The following is a 16438-nucleotide window of genomic DNA, read 5'->3' as shown; positions in this document are numbered from 1 at the left end:
GGCTGGCGGCCTTGCTGCCTGCTTAGTTGCGCTCGAGATCGATATCGATACCCAGCGAACGGATTTCCTTCACCAGCACGTTGAACGACTCTGGCATGCCGGCTTCGATCACGTGGTCACCTTTGACCAGGTTCTCGTAGACCTTCGTACGGCCGTTCACGTCATCCGACTTCACAGTCAGCATCTCTTGCAGCACGTACGATGCGCCGTACGCTTCCAGTGCCCACACCTCCATCTCACCGAAGCGCTGGCCGCCGAACTGGGCTTTACCGCCCAGTGGCTGCTGCGTCACGAGCGAGTACGGACCAGTCGAACGCGCGTGCATCTTGTCGTCAACCAGGTGATGCAGCTTCAGCATGTGCATGAAGCCAACGGTGACCTTGCGCTCGAATGCTTCGCCGGTGCGACCGTCGAACATCGTGACCTGGTTCTTCGACGGGGTCATGCCCAGGTTCGCAGCGATGTCGTCCGGGAACGCCAGATCCAGCATACGACGAATGTCTTCTTCGTGGGCGCCATCGAAGACCGGGGTCGCGAACGGCACGCCGTTCTTGAGGTTGCCCGCCAGGGTCAGGATCTCTTCATCGCTGAAGCTGTCCAGGTCTTCCTTGCGGCCGGTTTCGTTGTAGATCTTGTCCAGGAACACGCGCAGGTCTTGTGCCTTCGCTTGCGCCTGCAGCATTTCGCCGATACGCCAGCCCAGGCCCTTGGCCGCCCAACCGAGGTGGGTTTCCAGGATCTGACCGACGTTCATGCGCGATGGCACGCCCAGCGGGTTCAGCACGACGTCGGCAGGACGACCGTCCGCCATGAACGGCATGTCTTCCACTGGCACGATACGCGAGACCACACCCTTGTTACCGTGACGGCCTGCCATCTTGTCGCCCGACTGCAGGCGGCGCTTGACGGCCAGGTAGACCTTGACCATCTTCTGCACGCCTGGCTGCAGCTCGTCGCCTTGCGTCAGCTTCTTGCGCTTCTCTTCGAAGGCCAGATCGAACTGGTGACGCTTCTCGTTGATCGATTCCTTGATCGCTTCGAGGGCGTTCGCGGTGTCGTCTTCTGCCGGACGGATGTCGAACCAGTGGAACTTGTCCAGGTCCGCCAGGTACTCGGCAGTAATCGCCGCGCCCTTGGCCATCTTCTTCGGACCGCCATTGACGATCTTGCCGATCAGCATGCGCTCCAGACGCTCGAAGGCATCGCCCTCGACAATACGCATCTGGTCGTTCAGGTCCAGGCGATAGCGCTTGAGTTCATCGTCGATGATCTGCTGGGCGCGCTTGTCACGCTGGATGCCTTCGCGAGTGAACACTTGCACGTCGATCACGGTGCCGACCATGCCCGAAGGCACGCGCAGCGAGGTGTCTTTCACGTCCGACGCTTTTTCGCCGAAGATCGCGCGCAACAGCTTTTCTTCTGGTGTCAGCTGGGTTTCGCCTTTTGGCGTGACCTTACCGACCAGCACGTCGCCAGCCTGCACTTCGGCGCCGATGTAGACGATGCCCGATTCATCCAGGCGCGCCAGCTGGTTTTCTGCCAGGTTCGAGATGTCGCGGGTGATTTCTTCCGCGCCCAGCTTGGTGTCACGTGCCACGACCGACAGCTCTTCGATGTGAATCGAGGTGTAGCGGTCATCCTTGACGACGTTTTCCGAGATCAGGATCGAATCTTCGAAGTTCAAACCGTTCCACGGCATGAACGCCACCAGCATGTTCTGACCCAGGGCCAGTTCGCCCAGGTCGGTCGATGCGCCGTCGGCGATCACGTCGCCACGGGCGACGCGGTCACCAACCTGCACGATCGGACGCTGGTTGATGTTGGTGTTCTGGTTCGAACGGGTGTACTTGATCAGGTTGTAGATGTCGACGCCGACTTCACCAGCCTGTGCTTCATCGTCGTTCACGCGAATGACGACGCGGCCCGCATCGATGTAGTCGACCATACCGCCACGCAGTGCCTGCACGGTGGTACCCGAGTCGACTGCCACGGTGCGTTCGATACCGGTACCGACAACGGCCTTCTCAGGACGCAGGCAAGGCACGGCCTGACGCTGCATGTTGGCGCCCATCAGTGCACGGTTCGCATCATCGTGTTCCAGGAACGGAATCAGCGAGGCAGCGACCGACACGATCTGGCCTGGTGCAACGTCCATGTACTGGACGCGCTCTGGCGAGACCAGGATCGTTTCGCCGGCTTCACGCGACGAGACCAGCTCGTCGACCAGTTGGCCGTTTTCATTGATCGCGGCGTTTGCCTGGGCGATGATGTAGCGACCTTCTTCGATGGCCGACAGGTAATCGATCTGATCGGTAACCTTCGAACCATCGACCTTGCGGTACGGGGTTTCCAGGAAGCCGTATTCATTCAGGCGGGCGTACAGTGCCAGCGAGTTGATCAGACCGATGTTCGGGCCTTCAGGCGTTTCGATCGGGCACACGCGGCCGTAGTGGGTCGGGTGCACGTCGCGCACCTCGAAGCCTGCACGTTCGCGGGTCAGACCGCCAGGGCCCAGAGCCGAAACGCGACGCTTGTGCGTCACTTCGGACAGCGGGTTGGTCTGGTCCATGAACTGGGACAGCTGCGACGAACCGAAGAACTCACGGATCGCGGCCGAGATCGGCTTGCTGTTGATCAGGTCATGCGGCATCAGGTTGTCCGCTTCGGCCTGGCCGAGACGTTCCTTGACTGCACGTTCCACGCGGACCAGGCCAGCACGGAACTGGTTCTCGGCCAGCTCGCCGACGCAACGGACGCGACGGTTACCCAGGTGATCGATGTCATCGACTTCGCCGCGGCCATTGCGCAGCTCGACGAGAATCTTGATCACGGCCAGGATGTCTTCGTTCGACATGGTCATGTCGCCGGTCAGTTCATCACGGCCGATACGGCGGTTGAACTTCATGCGGCCGACAGCCGACAGGTCGTAGCGTTCCGGCATGTAGAACAGGCCGTTGAACAGCGCTTCGACCGATTCTTCGGTTGGCGGTTCGCCAGGACGCATCATGCGGTAGATCGCCACGCGCGCCGCGGTGCGGTCAGCGGTGTCGTCGGTGCGCAGGGTTTGCGAGATATAGCCGCCCTGGTCCAGATCGTTGGTGTACAGCGTCTGGATTTCGGTCACGTCTGCATCGCGCAGCTTGCCCAGCAGTTCTTCGGTCAGCTCGTCGTTGGCGACAGCGATGACTTCACCGGTGTCCTGGTCGACGATGTTCTTGGCCAGCACGCGGCCCAGCAGGTAGTCTTCAGGGACCGAGATGGTCTTGATGCCGGCAGCTTCGATGTCACGGACGTGCTTCGCGTTGATCCGCTTGTCCTTGGTGACAATGGTTTTGCCCGACTTCGGATCGACGATGTCGAAACGCGCGACTTCGCCGCGCAGACGCTCGGGGACGAACTCGAGTTCGCCGCCGTCGTTGCGCACGACGAAGTTGTCGAAGACGAAGAAGTTCGCCAGGATCTGTTCTGGCGTCATGCCGATGGCCTTGAGCAGGATCGTCACTGGCATCTTGCGGCGACGGTCGACGCGGAAGAACAGGATATCCTTCGGGTCGAACTCGAAGTCGAGCCACGAACCGCGGTAAGGAATGATCCGTGCCGAGAACAGGAGCTTGCCCGACGAGTGCGTCTTGCCGCGGTCGTGCTCGAAGAACACGCCCGGCGAACGGTGCAGTTGGGACACGATCACGCGCTCGGTGCCGTTGATCACGAACGAACCGTTCGTGGTCATCAGTGGCAGTTCGCCCATGTAGACTTCTTGTTCCTTCATTTCCTTGACGACCGGCTTGGTCGGCGATTCCTTGTCCAGGATCACCAGACGCACCTTGGCGCGCAGCGGCGACGCGAAGGTCAGGCCACGCTGCTGGCACTCTTTCACGTCAAACGCAGGGTCACCCAGCACATACGACAGGAACTCGAGGCGCGCAAAACCATTGTGCGACACGATAGGGAAGATCGAAGAAAAAGCCGACTGCAGACCCTCGGCCTTGCGTCCCGATGGGACAGCATCAGCCTGGAGGAAGTTCTCGTAGGATTCCAGCTGGGTAGCCAGCAGGTAGGGAACGTTGTGAACGTTGGCGCGTTTCGCGAACGACTTGCGAATACGCTTCTTCTCAGTAAATGAGTAGTGCATGGACACTCCGTGAGTGACAGAAAGGATGAAGAATTCAGGATTTGCCAGTGGCACGCGCCACCACCACACACAATTCCTGAAGTCTTTACTCTTTCGCGCCAGATGAAAAGGACAAGCAAACTGCTGTGTTACGATATTTCTGAGCCGGTGTTGCCGTCTCTATTCTGTCATTCCTTGGCGACGTCTGTCGCAGGGACGACAAAAGAGCCAAAGCCGCAATTCCCGCCTTCCGGCAAGTTTTGCAAGCTTTGACTCCCGCATCAGGTGCTGCGAACAGCACCCTTTGCCTATGTATTACTTCAGTTCAGCCTTGGCGCCTGCATCTTCCAGCTTCTTCTTGGCGGCTTCAGCTTCTGCTTTTGGCAGGGCTTCTTTAACCGTCTTAGGAGCGCCGTCGACGACGTCTTTGGCTTCTTTCAGGCCCAGACCGGTGATTTCACGGACTGCCTTGATGACGCCGACTTTGTTCGCGCCGATTTCGGTCAGAACAACGTTGAACTCGGTCTGCTCTTCAGCAGCAGCGGCGCCAGCGCCACCACCGGCTGCAGGAGCTGCCATTGCAGCTGCCGACACGCCGAACTTCTCTTCGAATGCCTTGACCAGTTCGTTCAGGTCCATGACGGACATTTCGCTCACTGCGTTCAGGATATCGTCTTTGCTAATTGCCATTTGAAACTCCAGTTTTGATTTGTATGTAGTTCAGGTTGGTACTTGAAAAAAAGGGAAGCTTACGCTTCTGCAGGAGCTTCTTCTGCGGCCGGAGCTGCTTCGGAAGAACCTTCGCCTTTTTTGGCTGCCAGGGCAGCCAGACCACGTGCAAAGCCCGACACCGGAGCCAACATGACGCCCAACAGCTGCGAGATGAGAACTTCACGGGATGGGATGCTTGCCAACGAGGTAACGCCAGCTACGTCGAGCTGCTTACCTGCGTAGTTACCGGCTTTGATGACCAGCTTGTCGTTGGTTTTAGCGAAGTCATTGATGACTTTAGCTGCTGCAACGGCATCGTCCGAGATCGAATAGATCAGCGGACCGGTCATGGAATCAGCCAGCGAGGCAAACTGCGTGCCTTCAACAGAGCGACGAGCCAGCGTGTTCTTCAGAACACGCAGGTACACGCCCTGGGCACGTGCGGATGCACGGAGCTTGGTCAAGTGACTAACCTGGATGCCACGGTACTCGGCGACGACGATGGTTTGCGCAGATGCTACTTTTGCGGAAACTTCTTCGACGACGGCCTTTTTGTCATTCAGATTAAGACCCACGGTCAATCTCCTTAAATGATGAGAACGAGATGTTCACATCGGTTCGAACACACGGCGTCCGAAGTTAAGAAGCCTTAAACTGAGCGGATGAATTCACGCAGCTGGACTACAAAACTTGTTCGGGTACACCATCTGCGTTGGGTTGTCTTTTAACCGCATGCCCAACCTCTGCACTTGGCCCAACGGTCTTTGATTGTCTGCCGCAGCGATCAGTTACTGCGACAGCCCAAAGAATCGCCCCGCACCAATGGTGCGAGGACTTGAATTTGCTAATTAAGCAGCAGCGATCGAAGCGTGATCGATGCGCACGCCAGCACCCATCGTCGACGACAGGGCGACCTTGCGCAGGTACACACCTTTCGACGTGGTTGGCTTGGCTTTGTTCAGCGCGTCGATCAGGGCAACCAGGTTGCTCTTCAGATCTTCGTCGGTGAACGATGCACGGCCGATCGTTGCGTGAACGATACCTGCCTTGTCGGTACGGTACTGGACCTGACCGGCTTTGGCGTTCTTGACGGCGGTTGCGACGTCTGGGGTCACGGTGCCAACTTTCGGGTTAGGCATCAGGCCACGTGGGCCCAGGATCTGACCCAGGGTACCGACGATACGCATGGTGTCTGGCGACGCGATGACGATATCGAAAGGCATGTCACCGGCTTTGACGCGCTCGGCCAGGTCTTCCATACCGACGATGTCGGCGCCGGCTGCACGTGCAGCTTCAGCCTTCTCGCCCGTTGCGAACACAGCAACGCGCACGGTCTTGCCGGTGCCTGCTGGCAGCACGACCGAACCGCGAACCACTTGGTCCGACTTCTTCGGATCCACACCCAGTTGCACCGAGACGTCGATCGACTCGTTGAACTTGGCAGTGGCGAATTCTTTGACCAGCGACAGACCGTTGTCGAAGGCGTAGACTTTATTGCGGTCTACTTTAGCTTTGATAGCTTTGACGCGTTTGGACAGCTTAGCCATTACAGACCCTCCACCGTGATGCCCATCGAACGTGCCGAGCCAGCGATGATACGCACTGCTGCGTCCATGTCGGCGGCGGTCAGGTCCGGCTGTTTGGTTTTTGCGATTTCTTCAGCTTGAGCGCGGGTCAGCGATGCAACCTTGTCGGTATGCGGCTTGGCCGAACCCTTGGTGATGCCAGCGGCTTTCTTGATCAGGTACGTTGCCGGTGGGGTCTTCATCACGAAGGTGAACGACTTGTCGGCGAACGCGGTGATCACGACCGGGATTGGCATGCCTGGCTCGACACCCTGGGTCTGGGCGTTGAACGCCTTGCAGAATTCCATGATGTTCAGACCGCGCTGACCCAGTGCTGGACCGATCGGTGGGGATGGGTTTGCTTTACCAGCTGGAACTTGCAGCTTGATAAAGCCAATGATTTTCTTTGCCATGAAAGGCTCCTATCTTTGACTTGAGTAGTAGCGCCCCACCGCGACTACTCGTCTCCGGCGGGGCTCCTCTTACCGGATTCCGCCTACCTGCTGCGACGTTCCGATTATGACGTTTAGACTTTCTCGACTTGCCCGAACTCCAGTTCCACCGGAGTCGCGCGGCCGAAGATGGTAACAGAAACTCGCACCTTCGACTTTTCGTAATTGACTTCTTCGACGTTGCCGTTGAAATCGGTGAACGGGCCTTCCTTGATCCGGACCTGTTCGCCCACTTCGTACAGCGTCTTTGGCCGAGGCTTCTCGACACCTTCCTGGACCTGCTGCATGATCTTGTCGATCTCGCGCGCCGGGATTGGGGTCGGCTTGTTCGACTTGCCGCCGATGAAACCGGTAACCTTGCTGGTGTTTTTCACCAGGTGCCAGGTTTCGTCGGTCATTTCCATCTCGACCAGCACGTAACCCGGGAAGAAGCGGCGCTCGGTAACGGCCTTGGTGCCGTTGCGCATCTCGACAACTTCCTCGGTTGGCACCAGGATCTGGCCAAACTGTTCTTGCATGCCGCCGCGTTCGATCCGCTCGGTCAGGGCGCGCATCACGCTCTTTTCCATACCCGAGTAGACGTGAACGACGTACCAGCGCTTGTTGCTGACCGGGACACTCACGGGTGCAGCTGCTTCTGGTGCTGCTTCCTGCTCTGGAACGCCTTCTTCCGGAGCGCCGGCCGCCGGAGCGCCGGTCGCCGGGACGCCGGCCGCCGGAATCTCTTCCGGCGCGGTATCTTCTTGTACGTTTTCGCTCATGTTTATTTCCAACCCAGGACAAAGTCGTACAACAGGAGCTCGAGAATCTTGTCGGTGCCCCACAGGAAAATCGCCATCACAACCACAAAGGCAAACACGATGCCCGTGATCTGCAAGGCTTCGCGGCGGGTCGGCCAAACGACCTTCTTGGTCTCGCGCACCGATTCCTTGGCAAAGCTCAGGAAATCACGGCCAGTGGTGGAAGTCCACAAAAGCAGGACAGCAAAAACTAAACCAGCCAAAAGGGCGCCTGCGGCGACCAAGGCTGGTTTGTTCTGGCCTGTCAGGTAAAAGAACCCGACGACGCCTGCAATCGCTGCAACCACCGCCAGCGCGACCTTGAACTTGTCATTCGAGGTGCTGACAGTTTGCACGGATTGATTAGACATTCTTCTTTACTTTCGGTGCCTGGCACCAGAATTCGGTGGCAGGGGCGGAGGGAATCGAACCCGCGACCTTCGGTTTTGGAGACCGACGCTCTGCCAATTGAGCTACACCCCTACGAAAACTTCCAGCTGAATCCAACATTATACAGCAAGCGCGCGCTCACTGACAATGCTGTTCGAGGGAAACGGAAATGACTTCCGCTTCCCTCTGCTCTGCTTAGTTAGGCAGAATCTTTGCGACCACGCCGGCGCCGACAGTACGGCCGCCTTCACGGATTGCGAAACGCAGACCTTCTTCCATCGCGATCGGGTTGATCAGCTTGACGGTGATCGACACGTTATCGCCTGGCATGACCATTTCTTTGTCTGCTGGCAGCTCGATCGAACCGGTCACGTCAGTCGTACGGAAGTAGAACTGTGGACGATAGTTGTTGAAGAACGGGGTGTGACGGCCGCCTTCATCTTTCGACAGAACGTAGATCTCGCCGGTGAAGTGGTTGTGCGGCTTGATCGAACCTGGCTTTGCCAGAACCTGACCACGCTGGACATCTTCACGCTTGGTACCGCGCAGCAGCAGGCCGACGTTGTCGCCAGCTTGACCCTGGTCCAGCAGCTTGCGGAACATTTCCACGCCGGTGCAAGTGGTCTTGACGGTGTCGATGATGCCGACGATTTCGATTTCTTCGCCGACTTTGACAACGCCGCGCTCGACACGACCGGTCACAACGGTACCGCGACCCGAGATCGAGAACACATCTTCCACTGGCATCAGGAACGCACCGTCAACAGCGCGCTCTGGCGTTGGGATGTAGGTGTCGAGGGCTTCGGCCAGACGGGTGATGCATTCTTCACCCATTTCGCCCGGCTTGCCTTCGAGAGCCATACGTGCCGAACCCTTGATGATTGGGACGTCGTCGCCTGGGAACTCGTACTTCGACAGAAGCTCACGCACTTCCATTTCGACCAGTTCCAGCAGTTCTGCGTCGTCGACCAGGTCGCACTTGTTCAGGAACACGATGATGTATGGAACGCCAACTTGACGGGCCAGCAGGATGTGCTCGCGGGTCTGTGGCATTGGGCCGTCAGCAGCCGAGCACACCAGGATCGCGCCGTCCATCTGCGCAGCACCGGTAATCATGTTCTTGATGTAGTCGGCGTGGCCTGGGCAGTCAACGTGAGCATAGTGACGGTTTTCGGTCTCGTACTCGACGTGCGCGGTGTTGATGGTGATGCCGCGTGCTTTTTCTTCTGGTGCCGCGTCGATCTGGTCGTAGGCCTTGGCTTCGCCGCCGAATTTCTTCGACAGGACGGTCGCGATTGCAGCCGTCAGCGTGGTTTTGCCGTGGTCAACGTGACCGATGGTGCCGACGTTTACGTGCGGCTTGGTCCGTTCGAATTTACCTTTTGCCATTTCAGACTCCTAAGATCTAACGATATTTTTGAGAATTACCAGGCACACCTGACGGACGAGTGCAACGCGACTGCCGTACAAAATTCTGGTGCCCTTGACGTGGATTGAACACGTGGCCTCTCCCTTACCAAGGGAGTGCTCTACCACTGAGCTACAAGGGCTGATTTGGTGCGATGTTCAACTTGCACACCGCAAAACACTGGAGCGGGTGAAGGGAATCGAACCCTCGTCGTAAGCTTGGAAGGCTTCTGCTCTACCATTGAGCTACACCCGCGAGGTACAACTTCAATTCGACTTCACGATCTTCTTTTGGTGGTGGGGGCTGGATTCGAACCAGCGTACTCAGAGAGGGCAGATTTACAGTCTGCTGCCTTTAACCACTCGGCCACCCCACCGCGAAGAACCGCAGAGTATGAAGCAAGCTCAACGTACTGTCAATCAGGTTTGGGTAGAAGGTTTTTCCACTTCGCCTGACAGCGTTGCTTCGGGGCGTGATTGTAACGGTCCGACTCTAAAGCCGCAAGGGTCATTTTGCGCGGCGTGAAAAAAACTTGGTTTGTTCGTCAAGCCGGCGCCAGTGCGGCCAGCACCTGCGCCTTGAGCGCCTTGATCAGCGCCGTCTCGTCCGGCGGCACGCCTTCGGGCGCCGTGAAGATGCGGTCGGCGTAGAACAGCCCCAGCTGCGCCTTGCCTACCACCAGCGGCAGCACGATGAAACTCTCGGCGTCGGGTAGCAGCGTCTTGTACCAGGCCGGCAGCAGATCGCGGATCTTGGGGCTGAAAGCGTCCGGGATCATCATGTCGGCATTGTTTTCCAGCGCCAGGTGGAACAGGTCGCGTGTGAATGCGCACGGGAACGTGAAGCCGGCCTGCAGCTCGGCCTTGTTCTCCCCCAGCGAGGCGCGCGCCCGGAAGGTGCCGGTCCGGCCGTCGCGCAGGCAGATGGTGGCGAAGCGAAAGCCCAGCGCGCCGTACAGCGTTTCGAGCACCGCCATGATGACGTCATTGGCGCTCGTGGCAGAGCCTCCCAGCACCGAGACATCCTGCACACCGGCCAGCAACAGGTCGCGCGCATTCTTCGGCTTGCCACTGGGGTAGTACTCGCCTTCATCGGCTTCACCCGCGTCCAGCATTGCGAGCGCCAGCACGTTCGGCAGGCTGCTGCCGGCCTTCGGGTCGGTCTTGGGGGCGCGCTCCATGTTCATGCTCTGCAGCATGCCGTTCATGCTTTGCTGGACGGTGTCGAACAGCGCTGCCAGCCCGGGCATGTCGAGCCCGAGCGCCACGCCGTAGCGCGCCAGCAGCGCCCCGGCGTCGGGCGCATTGGCCGGATCGTGGTGATGGCCCATCAGGCGCGCCACGTCCTGGCTGAACGCGGCCACCTGGCGCATCCACTCGGCGCGCTCTGGCGCGACCGCGAGTGTGCCGGGTGCGGGCGAGGCCTGCGCTTCGATGATCAGCTCGGGCAATTGCCATTCGCGCAGCACGGCCTCGGACAAGGTCTCGAAGGTGCAGCCCAGGATCAGGCGCGAAGCTTGCGCGTGGGTGTGCTTGCCGGTGGCGACCAGGGCGGCGATCTCGCGGTAGCGCTCTGGCTCGTGGCTGGCCAGCAGCATCGGTCCCAGGTTCTTGAACAGCGCGCAGATCCCTGCTTCTTCGGCGCCCGGATGGGGGCTGCGGTGTGCCATTTCCTGGCCCACCAGGCTGGCACACAGCGCCGCCTGGAGTTCGACCCGCACGCCGTGCTCGGCCACGTCGAGCGCGTCGACCAGGAGCATCGCCAGGGCGGCGTTACGCACATTGTCAAAGCCGAGCAGGGAAATGGCGCGCGAGATCGTCGTCACAGGCGCGCCCAGCTGCGTGCGATACGCCACCGTGTTCGACAGGCGCAGGATGCGCTGGGTCAGCGCCACATCCGCCATCACGTAATACGCGAGGTCAGCCGAGCCTTCGTCGACGCTGTAGCCCATGCCAATCACGCGCGTCATGGTGCCGCCAAGACTGAACATGCGCTCGGTGCCGCTCAGCTTGCGCATCAGCGCATCGCGCACCCGGCCCGACGTAGGGTGGCTCTGGGCGCCGTGAGGAAGGTCGGCCATCGTCAGCCTGCTTTGGGCGGCGGCATGCGCAGCCCCTGGCGCACGCCCTGGTCGTGCTGTTTGAGCACTTGCTGGAACAGCGCGGCCAGCGCCGGCAGCTTGGGATTGAGCGGGTCGAGCTTGCGCACATTGCCGATCAGGGTCGGAACCTGGCCACCGAGCCGCTCATCCCAGCCGCCTGCTTCCAGGCAGCGCAGCACCGCCAGCGCGGCATTGAACGCCACCGACGGGTTGTTCGGGAGCTTGTGCGCCGCTTCTAACATCAGCGTGACCGCGCCCCGGTAATCGCCGCTCTTGGCGCGCGCGGCGCCGCTGGCGACCAGGTCGACCACGTGCTGGCGGCTTTCCTTGACCATCGAGCGGGCCAGCTCGCCCTTGCCTGCGCTTTCCATGACGCCCACCGCGCGCGCCATCACGGCCTCGTCGCCGGCATTGCGCATCACGTCGCGCACGACCGAGCAGGCGCCCTCTTCCATGTCGTGGTCAAGGCACGTGCGCGCGAGCTCGAGCTTGATGTCGACCGACACGCCCGGCGCATCCTGGCAGGCCGCCACCGCCGTGGTCAATGCTTCGCCCAGGCGCACGTCGTTGCCGGTGTACTCGTGCACCAGGGCCGAGGCCACCGCGCTGCACAGCGCCGTCGTGGCGCGCCCGCCCATCGTGCGGTCGAGATCGCGCACGACGGCCGCCGCGCCCACCGGATCGCCCTTGCCCACCAGCGTGCGCACCAGCTTGACGTGGTCTTCGGGATCGCGAAACTCGGAATACTTGGCCTTGCCCACTACCTGGCGCAGCGACTTTTCAGCGGTGTCGATGTCGCCCGCATCGAAGGCAATGTCGGCCAGCGTGCGCAGGCGCCGCACCGCGTGGGGCGAGACGGCCACCGCGTCGGCCAGCACGGCCTGCGCTTTGTCGAGCTCGCCAGCCGCGGCGTGGGTGCGCGCCAGCCAGTCGAAGGCGTCGACAAAATTGCGGTTGGTGTCGACCAGCTCTTCGAGAATGTCTTTGGCTTCGGCCAGGCGCTTGCGCACGAACAGCGTCTTGGCAAGCCCCAGCCGGGCCCAGGCAATCGCCTTGATCTCGACCAGGTGCCGATAAATCGGCTCGGCCAGCTCGGCCTGCCCCAGAAACATGTGCAGCTCGGCGCGCAGGCGCAAGAAGTCGATGGCATAGCGCGTGTGCAGGCGCTGGCCCTCGATGCAGGCAGCAAGCGCCTCCACCTGGTCGCCCGCCTCCATCAGCGTGTACACGGGCAGGAAGGCATTGCGCTTGTCGAGCGCGCGCGCGATGCGCTCGAGCAGGCGGTCGGCGGTGAACGGCTTGAGGACATAGTCGGTCGGCGCCAGCTCGGCCGCGCTAACCACCTTGCTGTGATTGCCTTCTGCGGTGACCATGAAGAACATCGTGGCCAGGCGCATCAGCTTGTGGTGGCGCAGGTCTTCGAGTAACTGCTGGCCATCCTGGCCGCCTTCGAGGTCGTATTCGCACAGGATGAGGTCGAACTGGCGCAGGCCCAGGTGCTTGATCGCCTGGTTGGACGTGCTGGCGTGCTCGATCCGGGTCAGGCCGCACAGCGTGAGCATGCTGTGGATGCTGGCGCGCATCCCTGCGTGGGGCTCGATGATCAGGGCCGTCAGGCCTTCCAGTTCGTTCATTGTGGTCCGTATTGGCCTGCGTTGGGCGTGGGGCGGCTGCATGGGCGCGCAGTATCGACCCAGTATATTACGGCGCAGAACGAATTAAATGAAATTGGCATGATGCGCAGTGCCGCAAGCAGGCACGGCGCATAAAAAACGACAACTTACGGAGCGGGCTGGCGGCTGTCGCACTCACCCTTGCCGGCGCCGACGACGACGTTCTGGTAATGCACCTCGTACTTGCCGGGCGTCAGTCTGTCGAGCGTGAAGGTGGCACGCGGCTGCACGAAGGCGTGGCGCACGTTCGCGCGGCGCTCCAGGTCGTACAGCTTGACGAACACCGGCGATGCGTTCGCGCTATTGTCGATCGTCACCTGCATCCCTGTGCCCTCATTGCCCACCGGGTAGCCCGGCAGATAGGCCGACTCGGCCGGCCACGGCTCGCCGCCTGGCGCCGTCAGGGTTTGCAGGTCGGTGCTGCAATCGGGCACCCGGTCGGGCACTACCAGCTGGGCGATGCCGAGCGTGCGAATCGCAGGCGTACCGCGGCCGGCCCAGGAGTCCGGCGCGGGCGCGGGCTCGGCGGCTGCAGGTGCAGGTGCAGGTGCAGGTGCAGGCGTCGCTGCGGCCGGCGGCGTGCTGGCCAGCACGCTCACGGGCTTTTGCACACCGCCCCAGGCCAGCGCGTCGGGCATCATGCCCGGTTGCTGGAAGAGCAGGACGGCAGTGGCGGCGCCGGCCACGAAACAGGCAACCAGGCCCAGCCACCAGCGCGGATCGCGCATCAGGCGCGCGCGGCGCGGCTTGTGGGGTGATGAGGCGTCGCCCGCGTCACCGCCCTTGCGCAGCTGGCCATCCTTGGCGTTCGAGCTTTCCAGCCACTCGACTTCCCATTCTTCGGACGCGATCCACTCATCGTGCTCCTTGCGGCGCACCGGATCGGCCAGGACGTTGTAGGCGGAATTGACGACCGCCATGATGCGGGCGGCCTTTTCGTCGCCCGGGTTCTTGTCGGGATGGTATTTCTGGCTCAGCGCCTTGTACGAAGCACGAATGACTTCCTGGGGCGCGTGACGCGACACCTTCAGGTTGTCATAGTGTGTGTGAATCTTGGCCATGGTGTGTCAAATCTGCCCGCTGATGCCTGCCATTGATGCTACGTCCTCGGCCGAGGCGGATGGCCGGACCATGGCGCTGGAATGTCGTACAGCTTAGACGCAATTGTGTCCGTTGTGCAAGATATCACAATTATCACAGGCGATGACTGCGGTCAGCCTGGACGAGTGCATCGGGCAATGTTACAGCCTGCCCGACCACCAGCACCTTGAATAATTCGCCCATTTCCGCTGGTGAGACGAGCTTTTGCACAGCGCGCGACTGCGGCAGGAAGCGCAGCGCATCCTCAGGGTTGTTTTCAAGCAACAGTTCACCAATCCCGGCACCGATCAGGAACGCGGCCTGGCTCATGTAGGCCAACACCGGCAGGCCGGCATCCTGGGCCGCCAGCGCCATCGCCGTGAAATCGACGTGGGCGGTGATGTCCTGCAGGCCCGGCAGATAGAACGGATCGGGATGCGCGTGGTGGCGGTAGTGGCACATCAGGGTGCCGCCGATGCGCTGGTCGAGGTAGTACTCGTGGGCTGGAAAGCCATAGTCGAACAGGATTGCCGCGCCACGGCCGCCCGCGAACATCGCCGCCAGCGAGCCCATGAAGCCGGCGCCGACCGGGTGCAGCTCGGTGACATAGCCTTCGATCATCTGTTCGTGGTCTAGCACCTGGCGCACCAGTTGCTCGTGTAGCGCGGCATCAAGCGGCGCCTGGACAAACGCGAATGCACCGTCCTCGATCGTGACCATCTGGCGGCGCCAGCCAGCGCTAGTGCGGATCACCAGCTCGACCGGCATTGCATCCAGCACTTCATTGGCCAGCACCACACCGCTGAAGTGCTCTGGCATGGCGTCCTGCCAGCGTACTTGCGGCAGATCGGCCAGGTTGGCCTGCTGGCGCGCGCGCAGCTCGCCGGACAATTCGATGATCGTGTACGAGTTGACGACGACGCCCTGGCGCGCCAGCGCAGCGAGCACGTCGCGCGCCAGGCGGCCGGTGCCAGCGCCGAACTCGATGATGTCGGGCGCGCTTTGGGCGATAATAGCGGCTGCCACGCGCGCCACCGTTGCCCCGAACAGCGGCGTCATCTCGGGCGCGGTGATGAAATCGCCCTCGGCGCCGAGCTTGGCGGCGCCGCCGCTGTAATACCCGAGGCGCGGCGCGTACAGCGCCAGTTCCATGAACCGCGAAAACGCGATCTGCCCACCGGATTGTTCGATCTCGTCAGCGATGCGCTGTTGCAGGGCGTGAGACGCAGCCAGGGCGTCGTGGTCGGGGGTGGGCAGGGACATGCCGGCATTGTAGCCAGATTCGCTTTTATCAACAATTTACTGCCTGACGTTCAGGCTTGATCACCCATGATGACCGACACAGTTCCAACCGCCCTGCCCCGGGTTGCGCTGGTGACCGGCGCCGGGCGCCGCCTCGGACGCGCCATTGCGCTGGGCCTGGCCCGGGCCGGCTGGGATCTCGCGCTGCACTACCGCCATTCCGAACAGGATGCGATCGCCACGCGCGACGCCATCCTGGCGCTGGGCCGGCGCGCCATGCTGCTACAGTGCGACCTGGCCGACGATGCGGCCGTTCGACTGCTGACGGGTCGCGCCATCGATGCGCTCGGCACATTGACGTGCATCGTGAACAACGCGTCGTTGTTCGAATACGACAGCGCCACCGACTTTTCGCCGGCGCTGTTGAACGCGCATATGGCCGCGAATGTCACAGCGCCAGTGCTGCTGGCGCAGGCGCTGCATGCGGCCACGCCGCAGGGCGAGCAAGCCGTGGTCATCAACCTGCTCGACCAGAAACTGTACAATCTCAACCCGGATTTTCTGTCATACACCTTGTCGAAGGCTGCGCTGCACGCGGCCACCACGATGCTGGCGCAGGCGCTGGCGCCGACCGTGCGCGTGGTGGGCGTGGCGCCCGGCATCACGCTGGTCTCGGGCGAGCAGAGCGAAGAAGGTTTCACGCAGGCGCACCGCGCCACGCCGCTGGGGCGCTCCTCGACGCCGCAAGACATTGCCGACGCGGTCGTGTATGCCGCCGGCGCCCGCGCGTTAACCGGCACGACCCTGCTGGTCGATGGCGGCCAGCACCTGACGCCATCGACGCGCGACGTCATGTTCCTGACCGAACCACGCAGCGACGACCCCAACAACCGCAGCACCGAATCATCTATCCAAAAGGCTTAACC

13 protein-coding genes and 4 tRNA genes are annotated in these 16438 nt (G+C 61.3%); 1 reads left to right on the top strand and 16 read right to left on the bottom strand.

The window, feature by feature from the left end; genetic code table 11:
• Nucleotides 1-22: 22 nt before the first annotated feature.
• From rpoB to ACZ0AJ_RS20990, 16 genes are all read right to left on the bottom strand, one after another.
• Nucleotides 23-4132 carry a DNA-directed RNA polymerase subunit beta gene (gene rpoB / locus ACZ0AJ_RS21065; RefSeq protein ID WP_499456372.1) on the bottom strand — a complete coding sequence of 1370 codons (4110 nt, stop codon included), beginning with the start codon at nt 4130-4132 and terminating at the stop codon, nt 23-25.
• A 294-nt stretch (nt 4133-4426) separates the two neighbouring features.
• Nucleotides 4427-4801, bottom strand: coding sequence for a 50S ribosomal protein L7/L12 (rplL, locus tag ACZ0AJ_RS21060; protein WP_183554434.1), 375 nt, complete (start codon nt 4799-4801; stop codon nt 4427-4429).
• A gap of 59 nt (nt 4802-4860) precedes the next feature.
• Complete coding sequence (gene rplJ, locus ACZ0AJ_RS21055; protein ID WP_183554436.1) at nt 4861-5397, bottom strand: 50S ribosomal protein L10; 537 nt, start codon at nt 5395-5397, stop codon at nt 4861-4863.
• Nucleotides 5398-5670: 273 nt separating this feature from the next.
• Nucleotides 5671-6369 (bottom strand): 50S ribosomal protein L1, encoded by a 699-nt coding sequence (gene rplA, locus ACZ0AJ_RS21050; RefSeq protein ID WP_183554438.1) that lies wholly within the window; start codon nt 6367-6369, stop codon nt 5671-5673.
• The gene (gene rplK / locus ACZ0AJ_RS21045; RefSeq protein ID WP_137172442.1) at nt 6369-6800 is read right to left on the bottom strand and encodes a 50S ribosomal protein L11; all 432 of its coding nucleotides are present in this window, start codon (nt 6798-6800) and stop codon (nt 6369-6371) included. Before rplK ends, rplA begins: the two co-directional genes overlap by 1 nt.
• A gap of 113 nt (nt 6801-6913) precedes the next feature.
• Nucleotides 6914-7600, bottom strand: coding sequence for a transcription termination/antitermination protein NusG (gene nusG, locus ACZ0AJ_RS21040; RefSeq protein ID WP_499456371.1), 687 nt, complete (start codon nt 7598-7600; stop codon nt 6914-6916).
• A gap of 2 nt (nt 7601-7602) precedes the next feature.
• A complete protein-coding gene (gene secE, locus ACZ0AJ_RS21035; RefSeq protein WP_183554440.1) occupies nt 7603-7989 on the bottom strand; it encodes a preprotein translocase subunit SecE in 387 nt (128 codons plus the stop codon).
• A 36-nt stretch (nt 7990-8025) separates the two neighbouring features.
• Nucleotides 8026-8101, bottom strand: a tRNA-Trp gene (locus ACZ0AJ_RS21030).
• A 102-nt stretch (nt 8102-8203) separates the two neighbouring features.
• Nucleotides 8204-9397: an elongation factor Tu gene (tuf, locus tag ACZ0AJ_RS21025; RefSeq protein WP_183554297.1), complete on the bottom strand. Its 1194-nt coding sequence runs from the start codon at nt 9395-9397 to the stop codon at nt 8204-8206.
• An 86-nt stretch (nt 9398-9483) separates the two neighbouring features.
• Nucleotides 9484-9558: transfer RNA gene (locus ACZ0AJ_RS21020), tRNA-Thr, on the bottom strand.
• A gap of 39 nt (nt 9559-9597) precedes the next feature.
• A tRNA-Gly gene (locus tag ACZ0AJ_RS21015) sits at nt 9598-9671 on the bottom strand.
• Between the two features lie 36 nt (nt 9672-9707).
• Nucleotides 9708-9792, bottom strand: a tRNA-Tyr gene (locus ACZ0AJ_RS21010).
• A 168-nt stretch (nt 9793-9960) separates the two neighbouring features.
• Complete coding sequence (locus ACZ0AJ_RS21005) at nt 9961-11496, bottom strand: HDOD domain-containing protein (RefSeq protein WP_499456370.1); 1536 nt, start codon at nt 11494-11496, stop codon at nt 9961-9963.
• Nucleotides 11497-11498: 2 nt separating this feature from the next.
• Nucleotides 11499-13151 (bottom strand): response regulator, encoded by a 1653-nt coding sequence (locus ACZ0AJ_RS21000; RefSeq protein WP_499456369.1) that lies wholly within the window; start codon nt 13149-13151, stop codon nt 11499-11501.
• A 146-nt stretch (nt 13152-13297) separates the two neighbouring features.
• Nucleotides 13298-14251: a J domain-containing protein gene (locus tag ACZ0AJ_RS20995; protein WP_499456368.1), complete on the bottom strand. Its 954-nt coding sequence runs from the start codon at nt 14249-14251 to the stop codon at nt 13298-13300.
• Nucleotides 14252-14384: 133 nt separating this feature from the next.
• Complete coding sequence (locus ACZ0AJ_RS20990) at nt 14385-15533, bottom strand: class I SAM-dependent methyltransferase (protein WP_499456367.1); 1149 nt, start codon at nt 15531-15533, stop codon at nt 14385-14387.
• Nucleotides 15534-15599: 66 nt separating this feature from the next.
• Between ACZ0AJ_RS20990 and ACZ0AJ_RS20985 the strand changes: the two genes are divergently transcribed.
• The gene (locus ACZ0AJ_RS20985; protein WP_499456366.1) at nt 15600-16436 is read left to right on the top strand and encodes an SDR family oxidoreductase; all 837 of its coding nucleotides are present in this window, start codon (nt 15600-15602) and stop codon (nt 16434-16436) included.
• The last annotated feature ends 2 nt before the right edge of the window (nt 16437-16438 follow it).

This window comes from Telluria sp. AC161 (assembly GCF_979258535.1).
This window is presented reverse-complemented; position numbering and strand designations above follow the sequence as displayed.